The sequence below is a fragment of the Shewanella electrodiphila genome (genome assembly GCF_023283985.1).
Lineage (GTDB): Bacteria > Pseudomonadota > Gammaproteobacteria > Enterobacterales > Shewanellaceae > Shewanella > Shewanella electrodiphila.
On record NZ_JAKIKU010000003.1, the window covers coordinates 1 to 14,620 of the forward strand.

15 protein-coding genes and 1 pseudogene are annotated in these 14,620 nt (G+C 35.1%); 8 read left to right on the plus strand and 8 right to left on the minus strand.

What is annotated here, in order from left to right; genetic code table 11:
* The first annotated feature begins 252 nt into the window (after positions 1 to 252).
* The 3 genes from L2737_RS06170 (at position 253) to L2737_RS06180 (ending at position 1,554) form a co-directional block, all read left to right on the plus strand.
* Positions 253 to 639, plus strand: coding sequence for a hypothetical protein (locus L2737_RS06170; RefSeq protein ID WP_248955130.1), 387 nt, complete (start codon positions 253 to 255; stop codon positions 637 to 639).
* Between the two features lie 117 nt (positions 640 to 756).
* Positions 757 to 1,158, plus strand: a complete 402-nt coding sequence (locus L2737_RS06175; RefSeq protein WP_248955131.1) for a hypothetical protein — start codon at positions 757 to 759, stop codon at positions 1,156 to 1,158.
* Positions 1,159 to 1,266: 108 nt separating this feature from the next.
* Complete coding sequence (locus L2737_RS06180; RefSeq protein ID WP_133146633.1) at positions 1,267 to 1,554, plus strand: hypothetical protein; 288 nt, start codon at positions 1,267 to 1,269, stop codon at positions 1,552 to 1,554.
* A gap of 218 nt (positions 1,555 to 1,772) precedes the next feature.
* On the opposite strand, the gene L2737_RS06185 is transcribed toward L2737_RS06180, so the two are convergent.
* The 7 genes from L2737_RS06185 to L2737_RS06215 form a co-directional block, all read right to left on the minus strand.
* Positions 1,773 to 3,803, minus strand: a complete 2,031-nt coding sequence (locus tag L2737_RS06185) for a hypothetical protein (protein ID WP_248955132.1) — start codon at positions 3,801 to 3,803, stop codon at positions 1,773 to 1,775.
* Positions 3,757 to 4,740: a hypothetical protein gene (locus L2737_RS06190; protein WP_248955133.1), complete on the minus strand. Its 984-nt coding sequence runs from the start codon at positions 4,738 to 4,740 to the stop codon at positions 3,757 to 3,759. Before L2737_RS06190 ends, L2737_RS06185 begins: the two co-directional genes overlap by 47 nt.
* A complete protein-coding gene (locus tag L2737_RS06195; RefSeq protein ID WP_248955134.1) occupies positions 4,737 to 5,435 on the minus strand; it encodes a hypothetical protein in 699 nt (232 codons plus the stop codon). The genes L2737_RS06190 and L2737_RS06195 overlap by 4 nt, the downstream gene beginning before the upstream one ends.
* A gap of 204 nt (positions 5,436 to 5,639) precedes the next feature.
* On the minus strand, positions 5,640 to 6,005 hold the full coding sequence (locus tag L2737_RS06200; protein ID WP_248955135.1) for a hypothetical protein: 366 nt from the start codon (positions 6,003 to 6,005) through the stop codon (positions 5,640 to 5,642).
* 266 nt (positions 6,006 to 6,271) lie between these two features.
* Positions 6,272 to 9,082: a hypothetical protein gene (locus L2737_RS06205; RefSeq protein ID WP_248955136.1), complete on the minus strand. Its 2,811-nt coding sequence runs from the start codon at positions 9,080 to 9,082 to the stop codon at positions 6,272 to 6,274.
* Positions 9,083 to 9,157: 75 nt separating this feature from the next.
* A complete protein-coding gene (locus L2737_RS06210) occupies positions 9,158 to 9,709 on the minus strand; it encodes a hypothetical protein (RefSeq protein WP_248955137.1) in 552 nt (183 codons plus the stop codon).
* Positions 9,699 to 10,472, minus strand: a complete 774-nt coding sequence (locus L2737_RS06215) for a DNA/RNA non-specific endonuclease (RefSeq protein WP_248955138.1) — start codon at positions 10,470 to 10,472, stop codon at positions 9,699 to 9,701. The genes L2737_RS06210 and L2737_RS06215 overlap by 11 nt, the downstream gene beginning before the upstream one ends.
* 280 nt (positions 10,473 to 10,752) lie before the next feature.
* Here L2737_RS06215 and L2737_RS06220 point away from each other — a divergent pair, with 280 nt between their 5' ends.
* The 4 genes from L2737_RS06220 (at position 10,753) to L2737_RS06235 (ending at position 13,754) form a co-directional block, all read left to right on the plus strand.
* Positions 10,753 to 11,130: a hypothetical protein gene (locus L2737_RS06220; protein WP_248955139.1), complete on the plus strand. Its 378-nt coding sequence runs from the start codon at positions 10,753 to 10,755 to the stop codon at positions 11,128 to 11,130.
* Positions 11,131 to 11,134: 4 nt separating this feature from the next.
* On the plus strand, positions 11,135 to 11,353 hold the full coding sequence (locus L2737_RS06225) for a hypothetical protein (RefSeq protein WP_248955140.1): 219 nt from the start codon (positions 11,135 to 11,137) through the stop codon (positions 11,351 to 11,353).
* Between the two features lie 442 nt (positions 11,354 to 11,795).
* Positions 11,796 to 12,122 carry a hypothetical protein gene (locus L2737_RS06230; protein ID WP_248955141.1) on the plus strand — a complete coding sequence of 109 codons (327 nt, stop codon included), beginning with the start codon at positions 11,796 to 11,798 and terminating at the stop codon, positions 12,120 to 12,122.
* A gap of 483 nt (positions 12,123 to 12,605) precedes the next feature.
* The gene (locus tag L2737_RS06235) at positions 12,606 to 13,754 is read left to right on the plus strand and encodes a protein NO VEIN domain-containing protein (RefSeq protein ID WP_248955142.1); all 1,149 of its coding nucleotides are present in this window, start codon (positions 12,606 to 12,608) and stop codon (positions 13,752 to 13,754) included.
* Positions 13,755 to 13,773: 19 nt separating this feature from the next.
* On the opposite strand, the pseudogene L2737_RS22440 reads toward L2737_RS06235, so the two are convergent.
* Positions 13,774 to 13,872 (minus strand): annotated as a pseudogene (locus L2737_RS22440) (transposase); the annotation flags it as partial.
* A gap of 93 nt (positions 13,873 to 13,965) precedes the next feature.
* Between L2737_RS22440 and L2737_RS06240 the strand changes: the two are divergent.
* On the plus strand, positions 13,966 to 14,577 hold the full coding sequence (locus L2737_RS06240; protein WP_248955144.1) for a TIR domain-containing protein: 612 nt from the start codon (positions 13,966 to 13,968) through the stop codon (positions 14,575 to 14,577).
* Positions 14,578 to 14,620: the final 43 nt, after the last annotated feature.

Below are 14,620 nucleotides of genomic sequence, written 5' to 3' on the forward strand. Positions count from 1 at the left end.
CGAAAGCATTTTGTTGTGGTTGGCTTTGGTGAAAGCTGTACACCAAATATAATAAAAGAAGTTTTTTACCAATGAAACATAACAAGCTAATAAATAAGGACAAAAAACAGTTGGCTGTTTTCGTTCCTCAACATTTTAGCCAACAATTTTTTGCCCATTATTAGGGCGTTATATCTCTAGGAGTATTAAGTCATCATTGAGTTACTAAAAAACTATGTATTTTTAGCTCCATACGCAACAACACTAGGTGTTATGGTTGCCTTATATCAAGTTTGGAAAAATACAGAGCAGTCTAAAACAACCTTTGAAGATTCTCTGTCCAAAGAGTATCGAGATATCTCTAAAAACATTCCATATAATGCTTTGATCGGTAAAGAACTTGATGATGATGAAAAGAATCAAGCTTCTAATGAGATATTTAACTACATGGACTTTTGTAACGAGCAAATATTTCTTCGTAAATCAGGTAGGGTCAGAAAAAATACTTGGAACAATTGGCAAGAAGGTATGTGTACCAATTTTTCTCTTCCAATATTCGCAAGCGTTTCGGAAGAGGTATTCAATGAATTACCTGATACATTTCAAGAGTTAAGAAAAGTAATAGAGCAAAAGTTTAATACTGACCCAAACAATTGGTAAGAGATATAACAAGGCAATTAAACGGAAAATTTACAGTTGGCTGTTTTTCGTGCCTCAAACATTTTAGCCAACAGTAATTTTCCGCTTATTGCGGCGTTATATTGCTAAAGGATTATCGTGAATTATTCTAGGATAGTGTTATTTTCAATAAGTATTTACTTTTTATTGGTACTAGCATCAACAATTGCCACATTAACAGTTGGGGCTGGTGATGCGACTCAAAACACTTCTTTTCTTGTAACACTAGAGGTTTTAGGATTCATCATATCTTTGCTCGTGTATGTATATCTTGCTTATAAGCAAGCATCTAAAACCTATCAACATGCTTTTTACGTTTTTCTCCTTTTCTGGATTATTAATTTAGGCTCTAGTTGGTTAATGAATATCTTTCTAGACATACCTCTTTTGGCACTAGCGTTCTTACTTCCTTTTTTACTTAGTGTAATTGCGGTTTTATTAGGTACAGTTCTAGGCGTTCAGTTACGCCAGAAATTAAGTAATGGAGTAACCGCAATATAACAAGGCACTCAAAAGGACAAATAACAGTTGGTTTTTGCTCCTTCGTCGCTTATTTTAACCAACTATTATTTGCCTCTTAGTGAGGCGTTATGTGTTTAGGGAGGTTGGGTGAATATGCATCGGGATTGCAGCAATAGGCTAACATATGATTTTGATCAGATAGCCTCAAATGATTACCATAAAATCACTCAATCTGTTGTTAAAGAATTCAACTTAATTTCCCATTCAGAGTTGACTCAGGGTCTTGACGAAACATTCCAAGATTTTATCTTAAACCAATCAATTGTTGGCTTAGAGTGGGATATTTGGTCAGGTTATATTGTTAATGCTAAAAATACTGATGCTGAGGCACTAGTAGATAAAATCGCTAATTACATCAGTGCTATAAACACATAACAAGCAAATTAATCAGGACAAATAACAGTTGGTTTTTGCTCCTTCGTCGCTTATTTTAACCAACTGATATTTGCCCATTATTTGGGTGTTACCACATATCAGGTCGCCATACTTTACCTAATGGAAGTCGTTGGTTTCAGAGTTTCAGCTCTAAATGATTTCTGTCCAGAAATGGGTTAGGGGGGCTTACCAGGATATAAAAATCATGATTTTCTAAATTAATTTATTTTCTCCAGTAATAGTTCGTAAGTTCCAGAACCTCTAGAGCCACTGACCACAAGATGATGTTCACCATCTTCAACAGTGCCAAATTCCCACTGGGTTGGCTTGTCAGTTCTAATCCTTCCAGATGACGCTAACTTTTTCCCTGCAGGGTTTTGAAATTCCAAGCTAACCAATACACCATCGCTTTGTTTGAGACTTGTCAGTCTATAAGCTGTATTACCTCGTGACAAAATTTTATATACAGCAAATGTACCTGAAGAAATCATCCCTTGAACTGTATCTCCATGCCCAAGCACATTACTTTCAGATATTAACTGTTCAGGGGTTGCTATTACTTCGAGTTGCATTTCGAAATTGCCGGAACCTTTAGAGCCACTCACCACAAGATGATGTTCACCATCTTCAACTGTACCAAATTCCCACTGGGTTGGTTTGTCAGTTCTAATCCTTCCAGATGACGCTAACTTTTTTCCTGCAGGGTTTTGAAATTCCAAGCTAACCAATACATCATCGCTTTGTTTGAGACTTGTCAGTCTATAAGCAGTATTACCTCGAGACAAAATTTTATATACAGCAAATGTACCTGAAGAAATCATCCCTTGAACTGTATCTCCATGCCCAAGCACATTACTTTCAGATATTAACTGTTCAGGTGTTGCTATTACTTCGAGTTGCATTTCGAAATTGCCGGAACCTTTAGATCCACTCACCACAAGATGATGTTCACCATCTTCAACTGTACCAAATTCCCACTGGGTTGGTTTGTCAGTTCTAATCCTTCCAGATGACGCTAACTTTTTTCCTGCAGGGTTTTGAAATTCCAAGCTAACCAATACATCATCGCTTTGTTTGAGACTTGTCAGTCTATAAGCAGTATTACCTCGAGACAAAATTTTATATACAGCAAATGTACCTGAAGAAATCATCCCTTGAACTGTATCTCCATGCCCAAGCACATTACTTTCAGATATTAACTGTTCAGGGGTTGCTATTACTTCGAGTTGCATTTCGAAATTGCCGGAACCTTTAGAGCCACTCACCACAAGATGATGTTCACCATCTTCAACTGTGCCAAATTCCCACTGGGTTGGTTTGTCAGTTCTAATCCTTCCAGATGACGCTAACTTTTTTCCTGCAGGATTTTGAAATTCTAAGCTAACCAATACATCATCGCTTTGTTTGAGACTTGTTAGTCTATAAGCTGTATTACCGCGTGCTAAAATTTTGAAAAATTCAGAACTTCCTTTAAATGCATTTCCTTTAATAACTTGTTTCGAAGAAATTGATGAAATAGGCTTCATTTTTTTAACGCTTTTATCTGCTTGGGATTTGTTAACAGATGTAGATGGTCTTTTCTCGTATACTCCTAACTCAATTAATTCTTTATCAGTAGCGTAGGTCCTTATAACGGAGCTAGATAAGTCTGCCATAGTATCCATTCTTAAAACTGTTCCAACACCTTCATTAACGGAAAGCAACATACCTATAGGATAGTTACCAACATTAATTATTGAGCCACTCATACCTTTAGTAATTGTTTTAGTCGGGTGGTTAATTTTAATTTTGAAGGTACTATGAAGTTCTTTTTGAATGATATCTATGTCATAAGAAATTACTCGTCCATTACTTTGTCTAAAGTTTAGCTCTCCTTTATCTATTACCTCTAAGATAGTGTTAACTCGATTTCCTTCGTCTATCCAGCTACTTTCCAAACATGTTTTAGTGTTTTGAGATGGCAATTTTAGTAATGCTAAGTCTTGAGGGTAAGTTGTAATCAGTTGAGAGTTAATTCGTTTTTCTAATCGCGTACTGACTAAAAAATCACTAGATTTTTTAACAACATGCGCAGGCGTATAAACAAAGCATTCTCCGCCTATAGTTCTTAATATCCCTTGGCCTTCACCTGTATGAGTTTCAATATACACGTCCGAAGCTGATGCGTTAAAAAATCCACAAAGAAATATAAACACAATGTACCTATAATTTTTCAACATCATGTTTTTCTTTTTGTTTAGGAAGTTCATTAGGTTCTCCGCTCGTAGAGGAAAATAAAGCCAGACGGAATAATATTGTTATATAAAAGCCTATAAACTGAATAAAAATAATCGCCGTAGATAGTGCAAATGCCAGTTCACCATCACTCATCACTCTATCAAAGAAAGAAGGTTTTACTGGGTTAGGTGTTTTTGAATAAAGTCTAGATAATAGAATTTGATGACCTGTTTGCTGAAAAATACCGGTTAACCCGCTATGTTCATGTGATGCACGAATAATCCCTTTAGTTTCAGTCATTTTAACTGTGTCCCCAGGTCTTATTAAGTGAGGGGATAATGTGATTAAGGAATGTGTAAATGTTGCCTTATCTTGGATAATTATCTGACCGCTTTGTACTAATGGGTAATACCCATCAGGAGCATCACCGATTATTCTCCCAATTTGAATATCACCAATGATATTAAGTGAAAAAATAGGGTTTTGAGGCGATAACTTAATATTAAAAACAACGGAACTGTATAATTTACAACGTTCAAAATTGTTAATGAGAGTTCCTAAACGCCGTTTTTTGTCGCCATTATCTGTTTGACTATCAAACACTGCGGTGAGCTTAATCATTTCCGTGCTTTTACGTTCAATAAGCACCTTAACCCCTTTGTTTAAAGAAAGATTTCCGTTTAAATACTCTTGATTGTTTTCCATTGAAGAGCAGGAATGCTTGATTGGAACAAAGCGGTTTAACAGAATATCTGGAGCAGTTTTAGATATTACACTGTATTCAAAAGCTTCAGACATGGTGTCGACATTATAGATTGCGCTGTCATCTAATTTTTTAAACGTCGCTAAAGCGCAAAGATATAGAACGATAAGGCATGAAATGACTAATACAACGAACATTATTGAAATTGGAATCGTTAATTTTTTAGCTGATATGAAAAGATAAATCTTTTCTTCAAAGTTCTTCACTTATGGCCACTCCATACTAAAAACTTCTTACTTGAAGACCCTTCAGCTTCTGGAGTTGGATTTACAAATATGAGTGTAGGTTTTTCAGCTATCACGACTTCATATATGCAGGAATGATTAAATGCTCGTGTTAGTTTATTTTGAATTTCTTTACACGGTACAGTGATCGTATGTCCTGACTTATCTTTATAATAGAACTCAGGAGAAATTCCTGAAGTGTTAATGAAAAATACCCTTTGGCCATTTGTAGGTTTCCCCCAAGATGATGGAAATACTTCTTGCACATACAAACCAAATCCATCTTTGCTGTCAGCAAATACATAAGCTACGAGTTCATTATGTGCATATTTTTTTAGTGCTTTTTTATGTTCAGAAGGGATATCTATATTTATCCATCCAGCGGTGTTTGAGGTATGAGTTAATTCAATATCGGCTGAATAATGTCCGTCTATGCTAACAACAGATATGTTTACTTCTTTTTTTTCAGGAACGACATAAATATACAAGGATTCTGTTGCAACGTAATTTAGTGCTCCAGTGGCAAGGTAAGCAGCCATTATTGAACCGCTGACTGGAACCTCAGCATCATAATCTTCTTCAAAAGTATCAATTTTATATGAAAGCGATTCAGCAAAGGCCAAGTTAGAAATGATTAACGTTAAGCTGACTAACAGTATTTTTAGACGCATATCCATTGCATTTAAGTCATTTAATTATGCATAAAGAATAGGAGAGTTTAATACCTTGTCAAAGACAACAATTTTGAGATGTCAGAATCAAATTAGTATTAATTTACTACTAATTTGATAACCATTAGTCGCTTAAAACGTAAAAAAACTAAGTGTAGAAGTAAGTTGGTTTGTTCATAAGCTATTGATAGTATGCGGTTGTTTGATTGTTTATTTCAGTTTCTCTTTGATTTTCATTATGTAAAGAATTAAAAAAACAATTGTAAAAATATACATAAAGAGGATAAATCCACTTTTAATATCATCATTTTGCCCGAACCTATTTTCGTAGATTAAGAAGTCAGGGATATCTGAAGTAGGGCGAAGAAATGTAACGCAGCCTGGTATAACAAGTATCAAGGAAGTGATAATAGCTGGCCACATGGATTCAAAAGCAGCATCAAAAGAGTCATTAAAGTTCAGTCGCTTAGTAGAAAATCCAAACAAGCCCATCAGTAAACTCAACAAAATTCCAAATACAGTGAATGCTAACCCGATTAAAGCAAAGCCAAGGAATAAACTTAGTATAGAAATCATTAGCTATCCTTAAGGTGTTCAAATTTCTGTATAGAAAGTAGATTGCGTGTTTTTTGATTAACTAAAACGTTATCATGATGACTATTTATAACTTCAACAAAGAAGGCCATTTAGTTTAGGCCAAATTCCCCTATAGCATTTGGCTCACTAGCTGACAGAGTGTTAAGTCCAGATAAAAGTAGGGCATAAGTTATATTATGCCCATGGGGTACTTGAAAGGCGTTGAATAAAGTTTGTTTAACCTAGCTCTATTCAAATTTACCATTTTATAAAATCACAATAGGTTTAACTAGACCATCTGAATTCTGATAAATTAGCGGGATTATCGTCTCAGGCTCAGTTTCTGATAGCTCTCTAAACACACCTAGTAATGCAACAGAACATGGATGAGCTCTATCAATATCGAGTTGACCAATCGTAGAGAAAGTTTTAACCCAATCCTGAATTAGTTCATTTAAGTGTTCTGAGCTATTTGTTAGTAAATTGATGGTTGACTCTGATAGGGTTTCATTTATTTCACTTGGAACATCTTGATTTATTAATGTTTTCAGACTTTTAAGATAGCCGATCATTGAAGATGCATTTTCACAAGTTTTATTTACCATTTTATTAGCATCTTTTACACGATCCTCTACTCCTTCACTTGGCGCTCTATCGTAAAGTCCATTTAAGACTTTCTCCAATTTTTTGTTTCTTTGAAAACGTGACATATCAGCCAATTCAATTACATTTTGATATAAAGGTTGAGTTTTATTAAAACACTCCAATAACCAGAGCTGTTCAGCATAAGCACTATGAGGATGTAACAACGCATACTGTTTCCAAGCTAAAAGTTGCTGCTTTAGAGCAATTTTAAATATTTTATCTTCGGGAACATTACAAGCACTTTCAACTTGATGTCTGGATAAACTCAACACGTTTGTTAATCGTAAGTTATGCTCTTCAGATGTATCAATAAGGCGCTTAGCTGATAATTCATTAGAAATCTTTTGAGTTGTGCCTTTTTCAATCAACCTAGTACGCTCAAATATTTGTAAAAAACCATTCAGTTCAGAACTTGTTAGGTCACCATCATTGTAACCAATAGTTATACTAAACTTACTTTTGCTACCGTTTAATAAATTAACGTGATTAAACAATTTTACATAATTTTTTTCGTTACCAACCTCATTAAGGGATATAAGAATAGACTGTGTTTCATAAACGGAAAGCTGACCTGAACCGTCATATTGAATTACAGCTTTAGAATTAAACATTGTGCGTTTTGATGTTTTTATACCAAAAAAGTTGATAGCAAGGGATATTGTCTTTGTGTTGTCCTGCATTTGTGTAAATACTGACTCTTCTAACTGGTATAAATCATTTGCATCATTTCCTAATAAGACATTACGAAAGTCACCAGTTAAACATTCACCGATTAGAGTATTAAGGGTTTCTTTGTCATGAGAGTCCATGTTAAATCTAACTTTCAACAAAGACTGATTAGTATTTAGTTTTTTCTCTGAACGCTTAAAGTCGACTCCTAGCTCTTCAATCATTGTGTTTTCAATAAAATCGGTCATTACTAAAACGTTTTTATTATAGTGATTTAAAAGCTCTAGAAGAGGAGCCATGACTTTCTCTATACTTTCCTCTGTATTATCCAAAGTTTCATCAACTTGTAGCCCAAATTCAGAAAGCGGTTTTAACAGATTTCTATCAATGGAGTTTGTAAGCCAACCTTTTACTTTTGAAGACAATGCCTGATAATAATCATTAGCTGTCTCGTTCAATAATTTAAACAAGTACGCTTCAGTTTCATTAGCTTTGTTCCTACCAATACGGCTGGCTAAGTTTTCGCTAATAACATTTTGTTTATTTAGGTCTTCAGACCAACTTGAAAAAGAACTGAATGGCTTTGAAAGCTCATCTGCTATTAGCTCAGATACCTCTTCTTGTAACTCTTGATTGTTAACTTGTCCTAATCCAACACCGAGTACCGTTTGTTGCCAATCTGGTTGATTTTCTAATCGTTCATTGATGTTATTAAGGAGCCATTGTTTAGGTTCAGCGTATGTGTTGATAACTTCCATAATTTCATCATGGTAACTTTTTAACTCTTTTACATACTTTGATGCTTGTTCTTTAACTCCAGGAGCAACAATCTTTGCCCCGATACTTAGTGAATTTGTTGTCGTTGTGCTTCTTTTTCTTGCCACTTGAATAATTAAATCTGTCGAGTTAGCAGCAACATAGCAAGAAAGTTGCATTTCGCCATCAAGCTGCCATCCAACACTTGCTCCGACACCAATTTTAAGGGCTACAGGTTTACTGGTAATTGTTTTATTAAGACTGTATTGAGTTTCGAAAACACTCCCTAACGTCATATCAGATTGAAGTTTTAAGCCGCCTTTTATATCCACTATTAACCCTGCAAAATTACTACCCTGAATAACAGCAAAATCTGTTAATGCATCAATATGCGCAAAATCATTTATTGCTGACTCTATAACTGATTTCGTTGCATCATGTTTGAAATAAATATTTAGATTTCCGGCTCCTGTACTTTGCACACTTCCACTGACATTTAATGCTAGCGCACCACTAGTCATTGATAAGTTTAAAGCTGTACCTGCTGAGAATTTACCTTCAATTGAATAGCTCATCAGTGATTCACTTCCTAATAAGCTTGGCCATTCTTCATGCGGAGGTTTGTCTATTGCTTCAATACAGAGGTTTGAACTAACTTGACCATTGTAAGTAAAGCTAGCTGAATGAATTGGTATTGATTGTGATGCGCTGATGTCAATAAGTGGCCACTCTAAAGGCTCCTTGAGTTCCGATATTGGATTCATTAACTTACTTGTCGGTTCTTGATAATCGGGATACTTTTGACTTAACAATGAAATTAAGTCATTTGCATTATCTACGGTTAAACCTTTAGATGATAAGTTTTCTGACAAGCCTTCCCAATCAGATAAGCTATAGGCTATTAAACTAACAGCAGGTGAATCATCACCAACAATATCTTTTAAATTATTAAAAACACTTGCTGAGCTTTGTTTGTTTAATGCTTGTATATTTCTGAATAAATTCATAATAATTCCTTTTATAAAAGTTAAAAAAACGATAGCGAATTCTTTGGTTTACCTAAAAATATGCAAAAAGTTTTTCTAGCTGGCACTTGAAGCTTTAATTGCATTGTCTTTTCCTGCTTGAGCGAATGCTTCAATGGCACTTACAATTTTGTTAATGCCTTTCGAACCACCAGCAATAATGCAACCCATTACAAACACTTCAAATAAATCAAACATGATTATCTGAACCGATGAGGCATCTCCAAAATCAAACATTCCTGTAAATACCCTAATGCCAATAATTGCCATTAAAGCTCCAGTGATAAACCCGACCATTGCAGACTGCCTTCTCGTGACATCCCTAAACTCTAGGAGCTCAGCTTCTAGTATATGAACGTTATCGGTACCTGCTTTTTTAGCCTTACTGATTTCAGCTAATAACACCTTACTTTTCTTGGATCGAAATAAAAGGTTGTAGAATTCAATTATTCGTTCTGCAATTAATGTTAGAAATAACAACCTCATTATTAGCACTAAATAGTCTTCAGGCTCTGTGTACTCCACCCACGTTAAGCCATGACCGAAATCAAAATAGATACCTATAAGTGGAACAACTGCTGCGGTCAGAAAAATAAATTTATGATTCATAAAACTTGCACCTCTTTGAATATGTAAAAGGTTCACCTAAAGTCACCGTGATATCCCTTAGTAACTCTTTGGATTTTCGTATTTTGACTCGTTCCATTAGCTTTTCATGACTGACTTCGTAGTGAACAAGGTTCGAACTCCTAGCACTACCGTCATTAGGTAAAATCCATGCAGAGTAAAATTCTTTTCCATTAGAATTAACTCCAGATAATAATCGCCAAAAATAATCTGGAGTTTCAACCCCATGGCTGTTAACAAAGTGGTCATTGGAACTATCATTGCCCCATATGACCCCACCCAAAGTAGTCACTGGAAATAAGTCTCTATAACATTCAATGAGCTCTTCAGTTCTTTTCCACGCTCCGCGATTTAAAGCTACGGTCTGAGGGAGGACGTTGGCCATAAAGTTAGCTTCTTTAAGTAATGCCTTGCTTGAATCAAAGTGATTTGCCGCAGCTAAATGCCCTCTATCATAAGATAACTCTGTATTTTTATTGATGAGGCGATAGGGGGTTCGGGAGAGTTGTTTACAGTGGGAGGGCATATTTAAGTCTTCATAGAAACTTCCATAGCGTGTTTTATTGCCAGTATCAGAGTCAATAACGTAATTAAATGCAAAAGAAGCCTTTCTGTTGCAATCTATGTAAAGGGTATATTTTTGGTATTTAGCAATATATACCTGTACAGGAATATTATGAGTAGCCTCAACTAAATTATTAAAAGTATAGATATAAACCAAAATTAATAACATTAAATTTCGCATGAAAATCCCTGTCTACTTTCTTGTATTACAGACTTATCCCAATGACGATGTTTTATAATAGTCAATTTACAAAAAATAACCAGATTACATTTTAATTAAAAACTTTTTAACGCCATAAATTAAGTCATAGGTATTATTGAATCAGTCGCGGCCTTAATTTATAGTCGGATTACTTAAGAGACGAATCTTAAAGTTTGTTTAAATTAATTTTTATTAAATAATGTAAAGGTTTTTCCGTAAATTACAAAAATATGTTTTTAGGCCTATAAATGGAGAGAACATGGATAATCCAGAAGCATATATTGCGATGATGGAGTCATGGAGAAGCTTAGCTTCAGAATTTGCCCAGCTCGCCGTAGCTGCGTTAATACTACCAATCCTTTTTTTGAGAAAAATCATGGGCATACCTGATGGCGAAGGCTTATCAAGTAAAATCAATAAATGGTTGTATATCTCCTGGGCATTTTTATTTATGTCTATAGGTTTGAGCATGGCCTATCAAAGCACTGCTATTTGTAAAATTGGTTTTGTTTCCGGACTAGGTACTGGATTTGCTTGTAAATTAAACCCTAACATTGTTTTTACTTCATTTTTTGTTTCATTCGCACTTGGAATTTTTGCATTTATTATTGGTGCACTTCAGTCATTAAAGGAATAAAACAATGACTCAAAATTTAATTGCTAGTTTTCGTTGGTTTTTACTTTCTCAAGTATCATTCTACGTATCTTGGGTTATCCCTTTTAAAGAAGAAATAGATGATATGTTCAACCTAAATTTTGAAGATAACCTAACCTATATATCGACACTTTTAAGTTTTTTATTTTTAATTGTTTCAATATTAAAACTTCATCCTAAAAAACAATCTAAATCGGGCTCTTAAATAAACCGCCATTTTATGTACTAAAAGAAATTGAATTAATAAAAAGGAAAACTTATGAAATTTGTAACTTGTAAGAAGTTTGGTTTGGATAATCGGAAGTATACAAAAGTAGAACAAATCGATTTAATCGTAAGGTGACGCAGTCAAGTAAATCCTGCCATTTTATGTATAAAACCTTCTTATATCGACATAAATAGATAGTTCAGTGAACTTATGTCGATTCAATCGACATGTAAAGCAATCATGTTTAAAAAACTAAAACTAATCGACATATATTGCGATAAATAGGTGATTATGTCGTTGGCATCAACATGTTTTTTTGTCCAATAATACATTACAACAAATACTTACAAGTAATAGCTTGAAGAAAAGACTTACAATAAAGCAGGAGGTTATCCTGCTGCTAATTAATAAGCTGTAATACGTATATTAAGGAATTAAAATGGATTTGGAGAGAGCGGGAAAAATTACAAGTATGCTAGCTATTGTTATTCCGATTGTTTTAGGGGGAGTAACATACGCAATAGATTTGAATAATACGCGGATAAATAACAACTTTAAAAATTTCCACGACTTAATAGCTGAGATATATGATGGTGGTAGAAAAGGTTACTCAGGTTCGCAAAGAGCGCTAATTTATGAGTTAACTAACTTTCCAGAATATATTGATTTTACGTGTAGAGAGTTACCTCGTATGAAAGAAACTTTTACAAATGCTAAAACAGATAACGAAATTGATTCAGTTTTCAAAATGTTAAAATGTAGCTAAATACGTATAACAAGTTACTCAAAAGGACGCAAAACGCTTGGCTTGTTCTCCTTCGTCGCCAATTATAGCCAAGCTTTTATGTTTAGTGGTTTAGCAAAACTGGCCTCTACTTTGAAGTCAATTAATGTGTTTGGCATAGGATAAGTTATCAGAAAGTTCAGCTGCACTTATTCATCGTAACTAGCTTTTGTCCAATTACGTGTTAACTGCTTGACATGACTAAGTTCAATATATGAATATTGAACTTAGTCATGTTATCTTCTCATATGATGCTCTTGGTTATTTGATCGCAATTTTGCGAGCGACTTCCTGAGACCCTTCTTCAATAAAAATTCCTTGTTACTCTCTAGTAGTTAACTTTGAATAACAGTATGTTATTCAATGGTGATTTATATACTGAGTGTTTTCATCGTCAATGCAAGACGCACATAAGCAAAATTAGATAATTACAAAATCAAAATATTTTCTAAGGGAAGAACGTCGATGCGAAAGCTTAAAAAGAGTGAACTAAAGCATTTTTCAGAGAATTATAATACAGACAGGGAATTGGCAGCCTTGAATCAGCGGGAAAACTTCATAAGGGCGTATCCGTCTGATGAGTTGGTTGATATAAAACTCGCCGAATATGTCATTGGGCGAAAGGATATAAACGAGATAGAAACGTTCTGTTATCTCGTTGAGGTTGGAACAAGGAGTTGGGCAAGAATCACCGGATCAACAGCATATAAATTTGGTATATATTTCGGCCAAACAAAAACTGATACAACCAAAATGTATCGCTTTACCAAGAAGTATGGCGATACCAAGATGAAAGCCTTTAATGCCGTAAAAGCATCTTTGCTAGAGCTTATTGAAAGTGCTCAAAACAATGATTACGCAGCAATCGACTGTAACTTGTTATCGCAAATGTTCAAAGCGAAGATCATTTCTCTGTATTTCCCCGAGAAGTTCATTAATATTTGCAGTAAAGATCATACACTTCTGTTGGCAGAAGAGTTGAAACTAGAGGCCAATCTGGCTGTCAGTGAATATCAACACCTCCTATATGACTTTAAACTTCAAAACCCCATCACAGAGTCTTGGTCGAATACCAAGTTTATGTCTTTTTTGTACTCGAAATTCATTAGGAGTAATCTTGATGAAGTTTCTCGAAAGAAGCTGAAAAAGGCTGTGCGTAACCACCCTGAAGTTAATTACCCAGACAAGAATGATGCTAATGATAAGATTGGCAAGAACAGTGAAAAATTTGCTCTGAAATGGGAAAAGGAAAGGTTGAGAGAATTAGGACTTACTGAATTAGCCGGTAAAATTGAGGACATGACTAAAAGGCCTGGATATGGATATGATTTCTTGTCATTCAATGTTGACGGTTCAAAACGCTATATTGAGGTCAAGACCTTAAGACAACTTCCAAATAAAGAGGGTTGTAGTTTTCATTTATCATCAAATGAGCTGGCTAAGTCAACATCCCCTGAACTCAAAGATAATTATTACTTCTACTTAGTTTCCGTAGAAAAGGGAACTGAAGTTCTCCCCGTTCCAGTAAGGCTTGATGCTTTCCTTGCAGAAGAGGTTCATCAGGCATCTATCAAGAAGCCTACTTCTTACGTTGTTTCGATGGAATATGAGTAAACTATCGTTAATGCTTTATAGGCGTTACTTCTAAATTTCTAGCAGCTTCTGCAATACTGTAATTTTGCTCTCTAACTAATGCGATAGCATCAAGTTTGAATTCTTTTGAATTGGATATATAACTGACATTAGATTACGCAGTGCTTCTGTTGTTATATGTTTTGAATTTGATCCCATTCTTCCAGCACTTCCAATAGGCGCTATTGAAGCAATGCGGGTAGATATTGATCTAGGTCGATGGGAGTTATCTAGAACTCACTGGGCTGTAAAGGACGAACCTATTTTTGATATTCTTATGCGCCATGGCTACCTAAATCGTCAACAAGTAGAAGCATCACAGAAATTAAGAATCCCAGAGCCTGCAGTATTACCACCACAAACAGTTGATGATAGCTTTAATAATTCACAGGTGTTCATAGTTCATGGGCACGATGAAATCGCAAAGCTTGACGTCGCCAATTTTGTAACGAGTCTTAGTCTAGAACCAATCATCCTTCATATGCAAGCTAGCTCAGGAATGACGATAATCGAAAAAATTGAGCGTTACTCAAATGTTGGGTTTGGTATTGTCCTATACACGCCATGTGATGTTGGGCAGAAAGTTGGAGACTTAACTGGGCAACACAGAGCTCGCCAAAATGTCGTTTTTGAGCATGGCTATCTCATTGGTAAGTTGGGTCGCCCTAGGGTGAGTGCCTTGGTAAAAGGCGCAGTTGAAACTCCTAATGATATTAGTGGAGTCGTGTATGTTGCTATGGATTCAGAAGACAATTGGCAAGAACAGTTAAAGATAGAAATGCGTGGCGCTGGATACCATGTATAAATCTAACAAACGCATTTGCGGCTGGTTTTACCATTTAAGAAAG